At 36.8% G+C, this 19,378-nt stretch carries 8 protein-coding genes, 1 tRNA gene and 2 pseudogenes; 8 read left to right on the top strand and 3 right to left on the bottom strand.

What is annotated here, in order from left to right; genetic code table 11:
• Nucleotides 1-13: 13 nt before the first annotated feature.
• A pseudogene (gene recO, locus JCM15092_RS14545) lies at nucleotides 14-738 on the bottom strand (DNA repair protein RecO).
• A gap of 191 nt (nucleotides 739-929) precedes the next feature.
• Between recO and JCM15092_RS01020 the strand changes: the two are divergent.
• The 4 genes from JCM15092_RS01020 (at nucleotide 930) to JCM15092_RS01005 (ending at nucleotide 6,768) form a co-directional block, all read left to right on the top strand.
• Nucleotides 930-1,001 (top strand) — tRNA-Glu (locus JCM15092_RS01020).
• Between the two features lie 45 nt (nucleotides 1,002-1,046).
• Entirely contained in the window at nucleotides 1,047-1,301 is a 255-nt protein-coding gene (gene rpsT, locus JCM15092_RS01015; protein ID WP_024993025.1) for a 30S ribosomal protein S20, read from the top strand.
• 653 nt (nucleotides 1,302-1,954) lie between these two features.
• On the top strand, nucleotides 1,955-3,829 hold the full coding sequence (locus tag JCM15092_RS14540) for a DNA topoisomerase subunit B (protein ID WP_304622514.1): 1,875 nt from the start codon (nucleotides 1,955-1,957) through the stop codon (nucleotides 3,827-3,829).
• Between the two features lie 260 nt (nucleotides 3,830-4,089).
• Complete coding sequence (locus tag JCM15092_RS01005; RefSeq protein ID WP_024993024.1) at nucleotides 4,090-6,768, top strand: 4-alpha-glucanotransferase; 2,679 nt, start codon at nucleotides 4,090-4,092, stop codon at nucleotides 6,766-6,768.
• A gap of 399 nt (nucleotides 6,769-7,167) precedes the next feature.
• Here the strand turns inward: JCM15092_RS01005 and JCM15092_RS01000 are convergent, their stop codons facing one another.
• Together JCM15092_RS01000 and susR are read right to left on the bottom strand one after the other, a co-directional pair.
• A complete protein-coding gene (locus JCM15092_RS01000; protein ID WP_024993023.1) occupies nucleotides 7,168-8,538 on the bottom strand; it encodes an MFS transporter in 1,371 nt (456 codons plus the stop codon).
• A 34-nt stretch (nucleotides 8,539-8,572) separates the two neighbouring features.
• Nucleotides 8,573-10,164: pseudogene (susR, locus tag JCM15092_RS14535) on the bottom strand (SusR family glycan utilization regulator).
• A 229-nt stretch (nucleotides 10,165-10,393) separates the two neighbouring features.
• Here susR and JCM15092_RS00990 point away from each other — a divergent pair.
• The 4 genes from JCM15092_RS00990 to JCM15092_RS00975 all read left to right on the top strand — a co-directional run bounded on the left by JCM15092_RS00990 (nucleotide 10,394) and on the right by JCM15092_RS00975 (nucleotide 19,359).
• Nucleotides 10,394-12,247, top strand: a complete 1,854-nt coding sequence (locus JCM15092_RS00990) for a glycoside hydrolase family 13 protein (RefSeq protein WP_024993022.1) — start codon at nucleotides 10,394-10,396, stop codon at nucleotides 12,245-12,247.
• Nucleotides 12,248-12,482: 235 nt separating this feature from the next.
• Nucleotides 12,483-14,636: a glycoside hydrolase family 97 protein gene (locus JCM15092_RS00985; RefSeq protein WP_439645888.1), complete on the top strand. Its 2,154-nt coding sequence runs from the start codon at nucleotides 12,483-12,485 to the stop codon at nucleotides 14,634-14,636.
• Nucleotides 14,637-14,731: 95 nt separating this feature from the next.
• Nucleotides 14,732-17,725 carry a SusC/RagA family TonB-linked outer membrane protein gene (locus JCM15092_RS00980; RefSeq protein ID WP_024993020.1) on the top strand — a complete coding sequence of 998 codons (2,994 nt, stop codon included), beginning with the start codon at nucleotides 14,732-14,734 and terminating at the stop codon, nucleotides 17,723-17,725.
• 11 nt (nucleotides 17,726-17,736) lie between these two features.
• Entirely contained in the window at nucleotides 17,737-19,359 is a 1,623-nt protein-coding gene (locus tag JCM15092_RS00975) for a RagB/SusD family nutrient uptake outer membrane protein (RefSeq protein WP_024993019.1), read from the top strand.
• Nucleotides 19,360-19,378 lie beyond the last annotated feature (19 nt).

Genomic DNA, 19,378 nt, shown 5'->3' with positions numbered 1-19,378 from the left:
TCTATTCTGAATCTTACGAAAAGACCTCCTTAAGCACATCCATTGATTTCAATACAGGGAAATCAGGAATATGGAGCCGATAGTAGTCATTTATTATATTAAGGCATCTGTTCCTCTGCTCCCTATTCATCGCAAAGAGGTGCATTGTTTCATAATTCATCCTAAAAAGCATGCGTATATGCGATGCATCTTCCGGACCTATAAAGGCGCCACTTATAGGCTGTCCCGGTGTAAAGCAGCTGTTTACCATATCGAAGTACGATCCATCCTCATAATCTTCCATATTAGGATATAAACCTAAGAATCTAGACATCCTCAGGAGGAAAACCAGATGAAAGTTAGCGAAATTTGTACGGCATTCGTCAAACCACTTTATTGAATTCTCTATATAAGAATATAGAAGTTGATCATGAATCTCTTCACGGAGTGCTCTATTCAGAAACTCTGATATAAATAGAGCTATTGCCACCTTATAAGGGTCATATGGTATTGAAATGAAGGGCATATATGGCTTAGCATTCTTTACCCTGAATATATGTCTGTTGTCACGAAAATCTGCTTCCAATTCAATCATTGAAAGTGGTTGAAAAAGGTTGTTTCTTACTCCCGCTTTTCGCTCTTAGGAATACGTACAAGAAACGATGCCCTACCCTTCTCACGTGTGAATATATCTGCTATATTAAAGCTATCATTATATTTTATAATATGTATAACAATACCATTGATTTTCTGCAGCATAAATAATAACTATGATTATATAAAGTGAGTAATTACAAATATAGGCTAAATATCCATTTTTTTAGATGAAACTCAGATTTTTCTACTCAAATGTTTGCCGTTTAGAAAATAGTTTCTACCTTTGCATCCGCTAATGAGGAAAATAATGTCTTAAGCCCCTTATGAAGATAGGCTGATGAACTTATTAAGTCGGTCCGTTCGTATATCGGTTAGTACTCAAGATTTTCATTCTTGCAAGGGGGGTTCGATTCCCCCACGGACTACGAAAAAAAAATAAATAATAAAAATAAAATTAAAGATTAGTCGAAATGGCAAATCACAAATCATCAATTAAGAGAATTAGACAGGAAGAGAAGAGAAAACTTCATAACAGATATTATGCAAAAACTATGCGTAACGCTGTTAAAAAACTTCGTGCAACTACTGACAAAGCAGAAGCTGTTGCTATGTATCCTAGCGTTCAGAAAATGTTGGATAAACTCGCTAAGCGTAATATAATCCACAAGAACAAAGCTGCTAATTTGAAATCTAAATTGGCTGTTTACATTGGCAAACTAGCTTAAGCATCGTCTTAGACTAAAAAAGATAAAACAGGCTGGATTTTTTAATCTAGCCTTTTGTCTTTGTACCATGTTTTACCGATTATCATACTCTAATAATCTGTTAATCTGTATGATTCTCATAGATTATTCAGGATAGCCACATAATGTCCTAACTTCACTTCTAAAGTATTCTTTCCAATAATAATACTTTTCACCTCGGCATATTGTAGAAATACTACTATTATGCCCTTTCTACTAAACTAAATATTCTCAAATCAGTATACCTGAATTGAATCTAAACAGAATGTTTTGAAATTGAAAGTGGAATCATTTTAAAATATATCAGATATTGTATTTCTATCTCCGTTATACTATTTAAAATTTAAACAAGGGGATATATAATTCCACGTATAATCATCTGATTATCAGTCATCGAAGAATTTATTTCAATATATCCGCTTTTCATAAAAATATACTGATTTTTTATTTAAAATGATAGCTATTTTAAAGGGCAAGACTATTCTTTCATTGAACATTTTTTTGTACCTTTGAAATCAAATAATTGTAATATTAAATAGCATGACTCAAGAAGAAATGAAAGTTGGCGAGGAAGCTTACTCAGCAGCAACATTCAGGTCCTGGAAGGTTTGGAAGCTGTACGTAAACGTCCTGCCATGTATATCGGTGATATCGGCGAAAAGGGTCTTCACCATCTTGTATATGAGGTTGTAGATAACTCTATTGATGAGACTCTAGCTGGTTATTGTAATAGAATTGATGTAACAATTAACGAAGGCGACTCTATAACTGTACAAGATAACGGACGTGGTATTCCGACTGATGAACATCCTAAAGAGAAGGTCTCTGCTTTGCAAGTAGTTATGACAATACTACATGCTGGTGGTAAGTTCGATAAGGGATCATATAAAGTTTCCGGTGGTTTACATGGTGTCGGTGTATCTTGCGTTAATGCTTTGTCTGATGAGATGACAACAACAGTCTACAGAAGCGGAAAGGTATTTACTCAAACATACAGATACGGAAAACCAGTTTCTCCTGTAAAAGAGCTTGATGAAACTACAACTCTCCAAGGAACACGCCAGACTTTCCATCCCGACGGTTCTATCTTTGAAAAGGTATCTTATAGTTATGATGTTCTTAGAACTCGCCTTCGCGAACTTTCATACCTCAACAAAGGTTTAACTATTACCCTTAAAGACCTTAGAGAATCAGAAAAGGAAAAACATGGAAAATACAGAAGTGAAGCATTCTATTCTGAAGAAGGTATTAAAGAGTATGTACGTATCTTGAATGAAACTAATCCTAAGCTCATTGAAGATGTTATATACATAAATACAGAGAAGAATGGTATCCCTATTGAGTGCGCTTTAATGTATAATACTTCATATCGTGAAACTCTCTATTCATATGTAAACAATATCAATACAATAGAAGGTGGTACTCATGAGACAGGTTTCCGTGTTGCACTGACACGTACTTTGAAGAAGTATGCTGAAGAGAGCAAAGCTCTTGAAAAAGCGAAGGTAGAGATATCAGGTGAGGACTTCCGAGAAGGTCTTATTGCCGTAATCTCTGTAAAAGTTTCTGAGCCACAGTTTGAGGGACAGACAAAAACAAAACTTGGTAACAGCGAAGTCGGTGGTGCAGTACAACAAGCTGTAGGTGAAGCCTTGACATACTATCTCGAAGAACATCCAAAGGAAGCTAAAACAATTGTTGACAAGGTTGTACTTGCTGCAACAGCTCGTATTGCCGCTAGAAAAGCCCGTGAGTCTGTTCTTAGAAAGAGCCCTATGGGTGGTGGTGGTCTTCCTGGTAAACTGGCTGACTGCTCAAGCAGAAATCCTGACGAATGCGAACTATTCCTTGTCGAGGGTGACTCTGCAGGTGGTTCTGCTAAACAAGGACGTAGCCGCGCTACTCAAGCTATTCTTCCACTAAGAGGTAAGATTCTTAATGTTGAGAAGGCTATGTGGCATAAAGCTTTCGAGAGTGATGAGGTAAACAACATTATTCAGGCACTAGGTATACGATTCGGTGTTGACGAAGATGATAGTAAGAAAGCAAATATCGAGAAACTTCGTTATAATAAGATTATTATAATGACCGATGCCGATGTCGATGGATCACATATCGACACACTTATCATGACTTTGTTCTACCGCTATATGCCGGAACTAATTCTAGAAGGTCATCTTTATATTGCAAACCCTCCTTTATATCTTTGTTCAAAAGGTAAAATAAAAGAGTACTGCTACACTGAAGAGTCTAGAATTGAGTTCATGCAGAAATACAATGCAGGATCTGAAAGCGGTGTTCACACACAGCGTTATAAAGGTCTTGGTGAAATGAACCCTGAACAGCTTTGGGAGACAACAATGAATCCTGAAACTAGAATTCTTAAGCAAGTTACTATGGAGAATGCAGCAAGTGTTGACACAACATTCTCTATGCTGATGGGTGATGAAGTAGCTCCTAGACGTGAATTTATTGAAACTAATGCTACATATGCTAATATAGATGCATAAACTTAGCTGAAATATATACTAGAGAGGGGTATCCAAGTTTGGATACCCCTCTCTTTTCTTTGAATTCATTTATATTATATTTCTTTGTCAATTCTATTTCTTATAAATCTTTTTTCGATAAAAAGGGAGATTTATTAAGATTCTGCTGCGACCATGAGCAAATTTAAGTGGCTTATAACTTATATTTTATTTTAAGTTGAAATCTAATTAGAGGAATTATAATAAATTTGAGAAATGATAAACCATTAATTCGAAAAATTATGAAAATCACCTTCAGAATAAAGTATCGTACCATATGGGGGGAGCAGATTGCAATAACCATTAACGGCAACAAAAAGGAACCGATAATGTTATCAACATCCGACGGAGAAAGTTGGAGTACAACCTTAACTATTGATAAAAACAATAATCCTGGACAGATAACATACCAATACTCTCTTTACAGAGATGGAAAATTCGTTAGAGAGGAGAATAACACCGTAGTTCATCATATACCGGAAAATATTGACTCGTGCACTAGCTTTGTAGCAGATGACAACTGGAGAGATATGCCATATCACTCATTCCTCTATTCATCAGCATTCAGCAAAAAAGATTCAAAAGAGAACTTTAGCATAAACATTTCAGATAAAGAGAGTTATATTCTTTTTAGAGCTATAACACCAGCTCTTGATAAACGAAATGCATATTTGGCAATTAGTGGTTCTGGATCATATTTCGGTGATTGGGGCAAACAAAGAGCAGTAACCATGCAGCAAGTACAGCCTAACGAGTGGTGGGCATTTATAAACACTGCCTTCCTACAATTTCCTTTTGAATATAAGTTTGTTGCATGCGACAATAATAGTAAAGAGATTATTGAATGGGAAGGACGTGAGAATAGAATTATATCTATCGAGCATATGCAACCGGGAGAGATATATGCTGCACAAGAAGCAGAAGTAAAATTCTACTCTCATATACAGAAAGTTGCAGGCACTGCAATACCTGTCTTCTCATTAAGAAGTGAGGGAAGTTATGGTGTGGGCGATTTCGGCGATCTTAAAAGTCTTGTTGACTGGGCTGTCCTTACTCATCAGAGTGCCATACAGATACTCCCTATTAATGACACAACAATAACAAACAGCTGGACAGACTCTTACCCTTACAACAGCATCTCTATATATGCATTCCACCCAATGTATATCGATTTGAGAAAGCTCCCTACTCTAAAGGAGAAGGAGTTTCAGGAGAGGTACGAAAAAGAGAGGAAGATTCTAAATGAATTACCAAAGATAGATTATGAAAAGGTAAATGAATATAAGAGAGAGTATTTAAGAGAGCTATTAAAACAGGAGGGCAATAAGGTTTTATCATCAAAGAAGTTCAAGGAGTTCTTCGCAAAAAATGAGGATTGGTTGTTGCCTTATGCTGCTTTCAGTTGCCTCCGTGATAAATATAGCACTCCACAATTCAGCTCTTGGCCTGAACATTCAACTTATAATTCTGAACTGATTAAAGCATTATGTGCCAAAACCAGTAGTGCTTATGCAGAGATATCATTCTATTACTATATCCAATACCTCCTCCACGAACAGCTTCTTGAAGCTAGTAATTATGCACGTGAGAAAGGTATTATTTTCAAAGGGGACATCCCTATCGGAATAAGCCGAAACAGTGTTGAGGCATGGATAGAACCATATTACTTCAACATGAACGGACAGGCAGGAGCCCCACCCGATGCATTCTCAAAGAATGGACAGAATTGGGGATTCCCTACATACAACTGGGATGTTATGGAGAAGGACAACTACGAATGGTGGCAGAAGAGATTCCGCAAGATGGCAGAATATTTCACTGCTTATCGTATAGATCATATCCTTGGATTCTTTAGAATATGGGAAATACCATCAAATTCAGTACATGGTCTCCTCGGACAGTTTGTACCTGCCCTTCCTATGAGTGTAAATGAGATTGAGCAATATGGCCTTCATTTCCAGGAAGAGTTCATGACTCAACCATTTATTAATGAAGATATACTTTATAGGATATTTGGTGATAAACGTGATGAAGTAAAAAAGACATTCCTTGCCAATAAACACCATGACATATATGCCATGCTGCCAGAGTACGACACTCAGCGTAAGATAGAGGCATACTTTAAAGATAGAAGTGATGAGGAGAGCAACAATATAAAAGAGGGACTTTACTCTTTAATAAGCAATGTCCTATTTGTAAGAGACAGAAACTCTTCAAAAATGTATCACCCAAGAATAGCCGTTCAAAATGACTTAATATTCGAGAGATTAAGCTGGCAGGAGAAAGAGGCATTCAACAAATTGTACAACAACTATTTCTACAACCGTCATAACAAATTCTGGTATGAAGAGGCAATGAAAAAGCTACCTGTGCTAACACAATCAACCGATATGCTAGTATGTGGAGAAGATTTAGGAATGGTGCCCGATTGTGTACCATGGGTTATGGATGAACTTCAGATATTAAGTCTTGAGATACAATGTATGCCAAAAAATCCTGAACATGAATTCGGACATGTATGGGAGTACCCATATAAGTCTGTATGTACTATATCAACTCATGATATGAGCACTCTGAGAGGCTGGTGGGAAGAGGATTACGATCAGTCTTGCAGATACTATAACCATGTATTAGGTCATTGGGACACTGCTCCAAAAGAGGCTCCAGGATGGTTGTGTGAGGAAATAGTACGCCGCCATCTGGAATGTCCGTCACTGCTATGCATACTCTCTTTCCAAGATTGGATGTCGATAGATGAACAGATGCGTAATAAGGATGCAGAAGCAGAAAGAATAAATGTTCCTGCCAATCCAAAACACTATTGGCGCTATAGAATGCATCTCACTATAGAAGAGCTGTTGAAGAGCGATAGGATTAATAATAAGATAAGATCTATGATAGATAATAGTGGAAGAATATGATAAATTCTTCTCTATAAATGGAACTCAAGAATAGTCGAAATTATAAGATGATAAGAGCTGTAACTATATGAGTATGTATAAATAAGAGTAGACTATAAATCGCAATAAAGAAAAGATGATTAAACTATCATTTTATGCTGGGTTATCTTTAATCAATGATTAAAACCGTATCTATGAATAAATTGAAGAGCCATATTTTTCTCAAAATAGAGAATGATATGGCTCTTTTCCTTTTGTCGGCTAGAAATAATATAACTTATTTAGGTCTATATTTCTTTGTTTCAATATTATAGTTCAATTATTGTCCTATAAAAGGGAACATATTTTGCAAATTCAGTTTCAAAAAACAAATATAAAAAGTATATTTTCTATACCCCAAATCGGTGTTTAAAACTACAATTAAGATATAGCAATCTTTTTCTCTTTAACAATGAGAACGCATACTGCACCAATTATTAGGAATATCCCGGCAAGTACAAGCATATTTACCTCAGGAGCTATTTTACCGCTTACGCTGAACATATTCAGTATGGTACCTCCCAATGAAGCGGCAACTATTTGAGGTATACATATTGTACCATTGAATAGTCCCAAATAAGTTCCCATATGACCACCTTTCAACGCATTTGTCAATATAGTGAATGGCAATGCAAGCATAGCAGCCCAAGCAAAACCTATCAAGATAAAAGAGAAGAATAGTGCATATTGATTATGAATGAAGAATATTGAGATAAATCCTACTCCACCAAGTACAAGACTAAGAGCATAGGCTAATTTTGTATTTTTGAACAGAGGAACTATAGGAGCCCATAGAACAGATCCTATAGCCTGAACGGCAAAGAGTATTCCTACCCAGTCACCTGCACTTTGATACTGCACAGACTGAGTATCAAGTCTTAATACGCTCACGCCATCAACAATAGACTGTACCACTGGAGTATCAAATACATTGGCAGCAATAGTTCCATTAGTATATGTCCACATAAACATGAAGGCTGCCCAGCAGAAGAACTGAACAAGACCAACTGTCCAAAATACTTTAGGAGCCTTTACAAGAAGTTTAAACATGTTACTCTTATCGTTCTTCTCGTTCTCAGTTATGCCATGATACTCCGCATACTCTTTAGGAGGTATCTCTTTAACCTTCACAGCAGTATATATCACACAAAGAATAAGAATTATGGCACCTATATAGAATGAATATATTACAGAATCAGGTATTACACCTTTAGGAGCAATATTACTTATACCAATAGCAGCAAATATGAATGGGAAGAGATATCCGGCAAGACTACCTGCATTACAGAGGAAACTCTGAATAGAGTAAGCAAGTCCTTTCTGTTTTTCATTTACCATATCTCCCACCATCATCTTGAATGGCTGCATAGCCATATTAATAGATGTATCAAGAAACATAAGAGAAATAAGTCCGAAGATCATTGCTGATGATACAGTAAGGCCCAAGCTACCGGCATTAGGTAGAAGACACATCACACAAACAGCTATAAGGGCACCCACAAAGAGATAAGGTATTCGTCTTCCAAAACGCGTCCAGGTTCTATCACTCATTGCTCCTACGATTGGTTGTACAATAATTCCCGCCAAAGGAGGAAGAATCCAAAAATAGCTTAGGTTATGTGGATCAGCACCAAGTGTTGAAAATATTCTACTGATATTTGCACTCTGAAGTGCATAAGCTATTTGAACTCCGAAGAAGCCAAAACTAATGTTCCAAAGCTTCATAAAACTTAAATCCTGAATTTGTTTCATAATGTTATTAGGTTAACGAATAGTTATATCTTCATCATATTTTCATTACATCTTCTTCAAACTCATCCTTATTACCTTTTGCTTTATTCCTTAGTTTGCTTCGGTAATTGTATATTGTAGCGAGTGAGTATCCCAAGAAGTGAGCTATGCTGTTTGAGTCGGTTACTCCCAATCTGATTAAAGCAAATATACGAAGTTCTGTTGTAAGTATCTCACCATATTTTGGATATATTTTGGCATCATCCATCAATAAATCATTGAACTTTGTTATAAAATTAGGGAATAGCTCAATAAATGACTTGTCAAATTCATTATAAAAATCTTTTCTCTCATCTTTAATGAACTCCTCCGACTTAATTGCCTTAAAGAGTTCCTCCATCTTCGATGCCATGGCTAACTTGGCAAGCGACCTCCTATACTGCTCAATCTTATCAAGGTAGTTCACACATTTATCAAGGTAACGCCCAATATATACAACCTTTATATGACCTGTCTGCTCAAGTTCTTTATTTACTGCCTGCAACTGTTTGTTAGCTATACTAAGATTACGTCGCATTACCGAAAGTTTCTTCATCCATATGTATAGATAGAATATTGCAGCAATAAGGAAAATAGATAGTATACTTATACTTATAAGCAGTATGTTAGATACAAATTTTGCCTTGTCTTCCTTTATTTTATATGCCTTATCAATTATAGGAAAAAACTTGGTAACCTCAATAAACCTTAATCTAGCATTACATGACACAGCATCCTCCATAGATCTGCTCAGATATCTGTACGCTCTATCAATGTCACCCTCTTCGAACATCTGCTCAGCAAGTTTTTGGAGTGAAGCATACTCACGAGTTCCATTTTCAAGATCCACGATAGCAGTTTTTGCAAGGAAATAGATCTGCTTTTCAATGTTATCCATTGCAGCATAAGTTTCCGATATGGTATAGTTTATATAAGCCTGTTGTTGACGGTCTGAAGATTGCTTAATAAGCGAGTTTAATATTACAAGTGCAGAATCAGGGCGTCCTTTAAGGGTATACTGCTCAGCCTCAACTATACCCATGTCTATCTTGTTATCTGTGGTAATAATTATAGAGTCTCTATATTGATTCGTTTTAAGCAGATATCTCTTCTTCTCCTCTGTTCCTGTTGTATAATCAGCAATCCATCCATAATAAGCTCTTAAAGTACGATAGTAGTAGTTTAAAAGACTCCTGTCTAATGTTGATTTATCTATGCTACATAGCAGCTCATAAGCTTCGTTATACATGCCCATAAGGCTATATACTTCCGAAGTCATTATCTTCAACTCATTCTCATGGGCAGCACTATTGGCAGCAGGAATCAGTTTGCTCATTATACGTACACATGACAAGCTGAGTCGGTCTGGTAGTGAAGGTATTCAGTATAGAGGCTATCGTACAGAGCGTATCGATCTGATTTGTTATAGCTATTTTTAATCCTATCCTTAATTGAACTTATCCTTACCTCCCTGTTCTGCAAGTATTTCCCTTTATTATATATTACATTGTCAAGCTCATTAATAACGCTTTCATATGATTTACCTTGAGCATAAAGAGATAAGCTAAAGAGGCAAAGAAACAGAGAGAAGGTAAAGATCTTTTTCATATCTATGAAATTATTGTTTTCGATTAACAGTTACACAAATATATATAAATAAAACATAAAAGATATAATATCTCTTTAATATTCATTTATATTTTTCTTAAACAAAAAACATTGAAACATTTTATAATCATCACTTTAGTCCATCATTATACTTATATATATATTCTATTTCAAATATTAGTTCCACTTACTTTATACATTTGTTTCAAATAGTTAATCCTTATACATTATGAGAAAACTTACAATAATCATTTCATTACTCATATGCACTTTTATCAGTCAGTCTGTAAGTGCAGAGAAGATAAAGAAGATAGCTCCAACATTCTGGTGGTCCGGCATGAAAGATTCAACACTCCAGATTATGCTCTATGGTGATAATATCTATACAGAAGATGTTACATTATCTACAGATGACATTAAAATAAAGGAAATAGCCAAAGTGGATAATCCTAATTATCTTATGCTGTATGTAGATTTATCAGATGCAAAGCCTCAAACTTTCAATATAATTCTTAAGAACGGCAAGAAAAAAACCGTTGTTCCTTACGAGCTTAAGCAACGCGAAGCAAATTCATCAAACATACAGGGATTTACAGATGAAGATGTACTATATCTTATAATGCCGGATAGGTTCAGTAATGGCAATCCAAAGAACGACGTTATCAAAGATATGCGCGAGAATGCTGTCGACAGAAATAATCCATCTGCTAGACATGGTGGTGATATTAAAGGTGTAGAAAATAATTTGAATTATTTAAAGGACCTTGGTGTGACAGCAATCTGGTTCAATCCTCTTTTTGAGAACGACATGACAAAGACATCATATCACGGATATGCTACAACGGACTATTATCAGATAGATCGTCGTTTCGGCACAAATCAAGAGTTTAAGAACTTCGTAAAGTTATCTCATGATCTAGGTATAAAGGTTATCATGGATATGATCTTCAACCACTGCGGCAGTGAGAGCTTCCTTTTCGAAGATATGCCTTCAAAAGATTGGTTCAATAATGAGGGTAAATACATGCCTTGCTCTTTCCAGACAATTTCACAGTCGGATCCTTATGCAGCGGATGCAATTAAGATTTCATCAGAGAAGGGATGGTTCGATACTGTTATGCCTGACTTCAACCATAAAAATCGTCTTGTTGAAGACTTCCTATACCAAAGCAGTATATGGTGGATAGAATATTCAGGAATTAACGGAATCCGTCAGGATACATATCCATATGCTGATTTCGATATGATGGCACGTTGGTGTAAAAGAGTTATGAACGAATATCCTAATTTCAATATAGTAGGTGAATGCTGGCTGGGCAGTAACGTTCTTGTTTCATACTGGCAAAAAGACAGCAAATTGGCTGCACCTAAGAATTCATACCTCCCAACTATTATGGACTTCCCTCTACTGCAGCTAATGAACAGATCATTTGATGAGGAGACTACAGACTGGAATGGAGGTCTATTCAATCTTTATGAATATATATCTCAGGACATAGTATTCAGCAATACACATAATCTATTAGTATTCCTTGATAACCATGACACTTCTCGCTTCTTTGTTCATCCTGAAGATACCAGCAACCTTGACCGTTACAAACAGGCTATAGCATTCATGATGACAACTCGTGGAATCCCACAGCTATATTATGGTGATGAAGTACTTATGACTGGTGATAAAGCTAAGGGTGACGGTATGTTAAGATGCGATTTCCCTGGTGGTTGGAATGGAGATAAGGATAACTATTTCACTGCACAAGGTAGAGATGCTAGGCAGAATGAAGCTTTTAACTTTGTAAAGACTGTCTTGAACTGGAGAAAGGCAAACAGCCAGCTAATTGCTCAAGGAACACTTAAACATTTCCCACCACAGAAGGGTGTGTATGTATATCAAAGAAAGTTAGGCGATAAATCTGTTGTAGTTATGATTAACGGAAGAAACCAGGAACAGACTCTTGATCTATCTATATTCAAGGAGATACTCCCTAAGAAAAGTGCAAGAAACATTCTTGATAATAAGACTATCAATTTAGATAGCCCACTACACCTAAACAAGCGAGATATATTGATTTTAGAGTTCTAAAATTTAATAAAGATTTATATTTTTTCACTAAAGAACTTTTTACAAACAACTAATAGTCAGATATATAACAAATAATTAGGTGTTATATTATTTATATTTTTTTTATTGATAAGATTGATTTCGACTTCTGAATATAAATTTGTATAAACGAGATCAATAAAGTATCTCTAATTACTAGTTAGCTGACAATTTAATATTAATTGATATGAGAATAAAAGGAATTATCCTTGCAAGTATGTTATTTTGTTATTCACTTTATGTGAATTCACAAACATCTATTACATCTCCTGATGGAAATCTAAAGATGACTTTTACTCTTGATAAAGAGGGAGCCCCAACTTACGATTTACTTTACTTTGGCAAAACAGTCATCAAAACAAGTAAGCTTGGTCTGGAACTTAAAAAAGAAGATCCTAATAAGAAGACTGATTTTGAATGGAGAGAAAATAAAGATACCGATAAGTTAGATTCAAAAACTAATTTTTACGATGGTTTCACACTTAAAGAAAAAATAACTTCAAATTTTACTGAGAGTTGGAAACCGGTATGGGGTGAGGAAAGTGAAATAAGCAATAATTATAACGAATTATATATAAACCTTTTCCAAAAAACAAACAACAGAAATTTGGTTATCCGTTTCCGTTTGTTCAACGATGGTCTTGGATTTAGATATGAATTCCCTCAACAACAAAACCTTAATTATTTTGTTATAAAAGAAGAGCATTCCCAATTTGCAATGAATGGGGATCACAAAGCATTCTGGATTCCAGGAGACTATGATACACAAGAGTATGATTACACAATCTCTAAACTTTCTGAGATTAGAGGTCTAATGAAAAAAGCAATCACTCCCAACTCATCTCAGACACCATTCTCTCCTACAGGTGTACAGACAGCCTTAATGATGAAAACAGAGGACGGTCTATATATTAATATCCATGAAGCGGCCCTTGTTGATTACTCATGTATGAACCTTAACTTAGATGACAAGAACATGATATTCGAATCTTGGCTTACTCCAGATGCTCAGGGCGACAAAGGATATATGCAGACTCCTTGCAAGTCACCATGGCGTACAATCATCGTTAGTGATGATGCACGTAAGATTCTTGCATCACGCATCACTCTTAACCTTAATGAGCCTTGTAAGCTTGCTGATACATCATGGATCACTCCTGTAAAATATATAGGTGTATGGTGGGATATGATAACCAACAAAGGAAGTTGGGCTTATACTGACGAGTTGCCAAGCGTACAACTTGGAGTTACAGATTATAAAAAGACTAAACCTAACGGACGTCATTCAGCTAATACAGAGAATGTGAAGAGATATATTGACTTTGCTGCAAAGCATGGTTTCTCACAGGTATTGGTAGAAGGATGGAACGAAGGTTGGGAAGACTGGTTTGGTAAGAGCAAAGATTATGTATTCGATTTCTTGACTCCATATCCTGACTTCGATGTTAAAGCCCTTCAAAGCTATGCTAAATCAAAAGGTGTACGTATTATGATGCACCACGAAACATCTTCCTCAGTACGTAACTACGAGCGTCACATGGATGCAGCGTACAAGTTTATGGTAGATAACGGATACAACGCTGTAAAGAGCGGATATGTAGGCGATATCATTCCTAGAGGAGAACACCACTATGGACAATGGATGAATAACCATTACCTCTATGCTGTTAAGAAAGCGGCTGATTACAAAATCATGGTCAACGCTCACGAGGCAACAAGACCTACAGGATTATGTAGAACTTATCCTAACCTTATTGGAAATGAATCTGCAAGAGGTACTGAATATGAATCATTCGGAGGAAATAATGTCAACCACACTACTATCCTTCCATTCACACGACTAATTGGTGGTCCAATGGATTACACCCCGGGAATCTTCGAACAAGATTGCAGTGTGATGAATCCAACCAATAATTCACATGTCCGCTCAACACTGACTAGACAACTTGCTCTCTATGTAACTATGTACAGCCCACTTCAGATGGCAGCAGATATTCCTGAGAATTATGAGAGATTCATGGATGCTTTCCAATTCATAAAGGATGTGGCAATAGATTGGGATAAGACAGAATACTTGGAGGCTGAACCGGGTGAGTATATCACAATTGCAAGAAAAGCAAAAGCTAGTAATGACTGGTACATTGGCTGTACAGCAGGTGAAGGCGGTCACACTTCAAAATTAGATTTCGGTTTTCTTGATAAAGGAAAGAAATATTTGGCAACAGTTTATGCAGATGGTAAAGATGCAGACTGGAGAAAGAACCCACAATCTTATACCATAACAAATAAGGTTGTTACCAATAAGAGCAAAATGACCATAAAAGCTGCTAATGGTGGTGGATTTGCAATAAGTGTAAAGGAGTTAAAGTAATAATTAAAAGAGATAGCAATCACTTTAAGAGCAGTTTTCGACAGGTAAAATATATAAACGAAAAGAGATAAAATCTTAACTTTAAATTTAAAGACATGAAACAAAAAATTATGTTTAAGCTATTACTTCTGTTAATAGGAGTATTCGTGTCCGCTGATATGTTTGCACAGCAAATTAATGTCAAGGGACTCGTAAAAGACGCTACAGGGGAACCTATTATTGGCGCAAATGTAATTGTGAAAGGCACCACAACTGGTACAATAACCGATTTTGATGGTAGATTTCAGCTTGATGTAAATAGAGGTAGTACTCTCATTTTCTCTTTTGTAGGCTACCAGCCACAGGAGCTACAGGCTACAGCAAATATGAACGTAATATTGCAAGACGATTCAAAGATGTTGGAAGATGTAGTAGTAATCGGTTACGGTCAGGTAAAAAAGAACGATGCTACAGGTGCTGTTACAGCAATCAATGCAGACAAGTTAACTAAAGGTATGGCAACTTCGGCTTCCGACCTTCTTGTTGGTAAGGCTGCAGGTGTGAGCGTAGTAACTGATGGTGGTGCTCCAGGTTCTGCTGCAACTATCCGTATCCGTGGTGGTTCTTCTATGTCAGCTAGTAATGACCCATTGATCGTTATCGATGGTGTACCTGTTGACAACAGTGGAATTAAAGGTATGGCAAACCCATTGTCAAGTATCCATCCTAACGATATCGCAAGTTTTACTATTCTTAAAGATGCATCTGCTACTGCAATCTATGGTTCACGTGCATCAAATGGTGTAATCATCATAACAACTAAGACAGGAAAGAGTGGCAAGGTAAATGTTAGCTATAGCGGTTCATTCTCTATAAGCAATAAAGCTAAGACAGTAGACGTTATGGATGCACAGGTTTACTCTGACTATGTAAAAAGTCTTTACGCAGCAGATTCTCCTCAGGTAAAAGCTTTAGGTACAGCAAATACAAACTGGCAGGATGAGATTTTCAGAACATCTTTCAGTACTGACCATAACGTAAGCGTTTCTGGTGCTGTTGCTAATATGCCTTATCGTGCTTCTTTATCTTATACAGATGACAATGGTATCCTTAAGACATCAAACTTACAACGTACTACTGCATCTATAGCACTTAACCCTAAATTCTTAAACAACAAACTTGATATTAAAATCAATGTAAAGGGTGTATACAACAAGAACCGTTATGCTGATACAGGTGCAATCAACTCTGCTATCCAGTTTGACCCTACACAGCCTATCTATATGGAGGGCTCACAATATGGTAACGGTTACTACATGTCACTAGATTCAAATAACGAACCTATTAAAATTGGTCTTGCTAACCCACTATCATATCTTAACGAAATTGATGATAACTCAAATGTCTACAGAAGTATAGGTAATATCCAGGCAGACTATCAGTTCTCTTACATTCCAGGTTTACGTGCTAACTTAAACATTGGTTATGACGTATCAAAGAGTGATGGTAAGAAGATAATTGCAGACAACTCAGCTATCAGCTGGTGTACAGGTGGCTTCAAGAATGGTTTTGGAGAAAATACTGAATACTGGCAGTTAAAGAGAAATCACCTTTTAGATTTCTATCTTAACTATAACAAAGATTTCGACAGCAACAACCATTTCGATATTATGGGTGGTTATTCATGGCAGCATTTCTACAGCAATGTTCGCACTAAATACCCTTATTCAGCTGCTATGGCAGACAAATATGGTACTGAGAAATATAAAGATGATGATCCTGAATATCCTACTGAGAGCTATCTAATCTCTTTCTTCGGACGTATGAACTATACATTCATGAACAGATACTTGCTTACATTCACTGTACGTGATGATGGTTCTTCACGTTTCAGCAAAAATGACCGTTGGGGATTATTCCCATCTGTTGCTCTTGCATGGAAGTTGAAAGAGGAATCATTCTTGAAGAATGTTGCTGCTGTTTCTGATTTGAAACTTCGTCTTGGTTGGGGTATCACCGGTCAGCAAGACTTGAACAATGGTGACTATCCATATCTTGCTCGCTATACATATAGTAAATCTGGTGCAAACTACTTCTTCGGTAATAACAAATATTCTTTGGTTCGTCCAGAAGCTTATGATGAGCATTTGAAATGGGAAAAGACTACCACTTGGAATGCAGGTTTGGACTATGGATTGATAAATAACCGTCTTACTGGTACATTGGACTTCTACTATAGAGAGACTAAAGACTTGCTTAACAGAGTTCCTATCCCTGGAGGCTCTAACTATAACAATGAACTTCTTACAAACGTAGGTTCACTTGTTAACAAAGGTGTTGAATTCACTCTAACTGCACGTCCTATCGTTTCAAAAGACTGGAATTGGGAAGTGAACTATAACGTATCTTACAATAAGAACAAGATTACAAAACTTACTTTCAATGATGACCCAAGCTATCAGGGTGTAATTCATGGTGGTATTGACGGTGGTACAGGTAATAATATACTTATACATCAGGTAGGTAAACCATACAACTCATTCTATGTATACAAACAGGTATACGATCAGAGTGGAAGTCCTATTGAAGGTTACTACGAAGACATCGATGGCGATGGACAAATCAAGAAAGAGAATGACCTTGTTGCTTACAAGAAAGCTGCTCCTGATGTAATCATGGGACTCTCTTCTAACCTATCTTATAAGAATTGGGACTTTGCTTTCTCTTTGAGAGCTAGCATCGGTAACTATGCTTATAATAACGTTCAGTCAAATACTGAAGCTCACGGAAGTTCAATTTACGATCCTGCCGGATTCCTTAAGAACCGTAACAACAGTGCTATTGCTACAAACTTCTCTGACGTACGTTATTTCTCAAGCTACTATATCCAGAACGCTTCATTCTTGAGATGTGACAACATCACTTTAGGATATAGATTCGATAAGATATTCAACGAATCACAGAATGCAAGAATATATGCTACAGTTCAGAACCCATTCGTTATCACAAAATATGACGGAGTAGATCCTGAATTCAATAACAACGGTATCGACAACCGTATTTATCCTCATGCACGCGTATTCATGCTTGGATTAAATCTTAACTTTTAAATTGCAGTATCATGAAAACATATAAAAAAATAATATTATCATCTGCTTTCGGGGCAGGGTTGCTATTCTCTGTAACCTCTTGTGTGAATGATTTGGACACAGTTCCATTGGCAAGTACAGAGACTACAAGTGATAAGGTCTTTTCTGAAAACCTCGATGTATATACAAGCTCTTTGGCTAAGATCTACTCAGGTCTTGCTATCGGAGGTAACAGCGGAGGTGAAGGAGATCAGGATATAGCAGGTGTTGACGGCGGTAGCCAAGCATCTTTCCTTAGAGGACTTTGGAATCTTCAGGAACTTACTTCTGATGAGGCACATTGCTGCTGGGGTGATGCCGGCGTGAACGACTTGAACACAATGACATGGAGCTCAGGTAATGTATTCATAAAAGGTCTTTACTACAGATTTCTGTATCAGGTACAGTTGTCAAATGCATTCCTTCGTCAGACTACAGATGGAGAGTTGGCTAGTCGTAATGTAAGCGACAGCGATAAAGCTATCATCAAACAGTATAGAGCAGAAGCACGTTTCCATCGTGCACTTGCATACTACTATCTTCTTGATATGTTCAGAAATGTTCCATTCGTAAACGAAGAGAGCGCTATCGGTTCATATCCATCACAGGAGAGTGCACAGAACATATTCAACTACATAGAGAGTGAACTTCTTGCCATAGAGAGCGATATGCTAAATCCAACTGTAGGCTTTAGCACAACAGAGTATGGACGCGCCACTAAGGCTGCTGTTTGGACTCTACTATCAAGGCTATATCTTAATGCAGAGGTTTACATCAAGGCTCCTAAGTATACAGAAGCTATCACATATTGTAATAAGGTCATCAATGCAGGATTCAAACTTGAGCCTGTTTATGCTAACCTGTTCAAAGCTGATAACTACAAATCTAAGGAGATTATCTTCCCTATCAGATATGAAGGTGCAGATAACCAAACTTGGGGTGGTATGACATTCCTTATCTGCTCAACAGTTCCATCTTCTATGAAGGGTGAGATCAATGCACAGGATGCATGGCAAGGTAACAGAGCTAAGATATCTCTTGTTAATACATTCAAGAAAGAGGCTAATTCTGATAAAGACAGCCGTATGAGCATGGTAAGAACAGACAAGACTGAGAATCAGGAAATTGTAAACCCATCTATATACCCAGGTAATGGTACTCCTATAGTTAAGTATGTAAATAAGAACAGCGATGGTACAAATCCTGCTTCAAATCTTGTATGGGTAGACTTCCCTCTATTCCGTCTTGGTGAAGTATACCTTACTTATGCAGAAGCTGTACTTCGTGGTGGTACCGGAGGTTCTAAAGCTCAGGCTGTTCAATATATCAATGATCTTAGATTGAGAGCTTACAATAATGATAGCTCATCAGCTATTACTGCAGATGATCTTACACTTGACTTCTTACTTGATGAAAAGGGTCGTGAGTTCTTCTTCGAGGCTCAACGTCGTACTGACCTTGTAAGATACAATAAGTTTACAGGAGATAACTACATATGGACATGGAAAGGTAACACACAAGCTGGTCGCTCTGTAGAGAGCTTCTTTAACATATTCCCTCTTCCTGCAGATGAAGTTGGTTCAAACTCTAATTTAACACAGAATCCAGGTTATTAATCTCTGAACTTTAAAATGA

This window comes from Phocaeicola paurosaccharolyticus JCM 15092 (assembly GCF_000613805.1).
Taxonomy (GTDB): Bacteria; Bacteroidota; Bacteroidia; order Bacteroidales; family Bacteroidaceae; genus Phocaeicola; species Phocaeicola paurosaccharolyticus.
The sequence above is the reverse complement of the archived record's forward strand: the minus strand, read 5'-3'. Positions and strand labels throughout refer to the sequence as shown.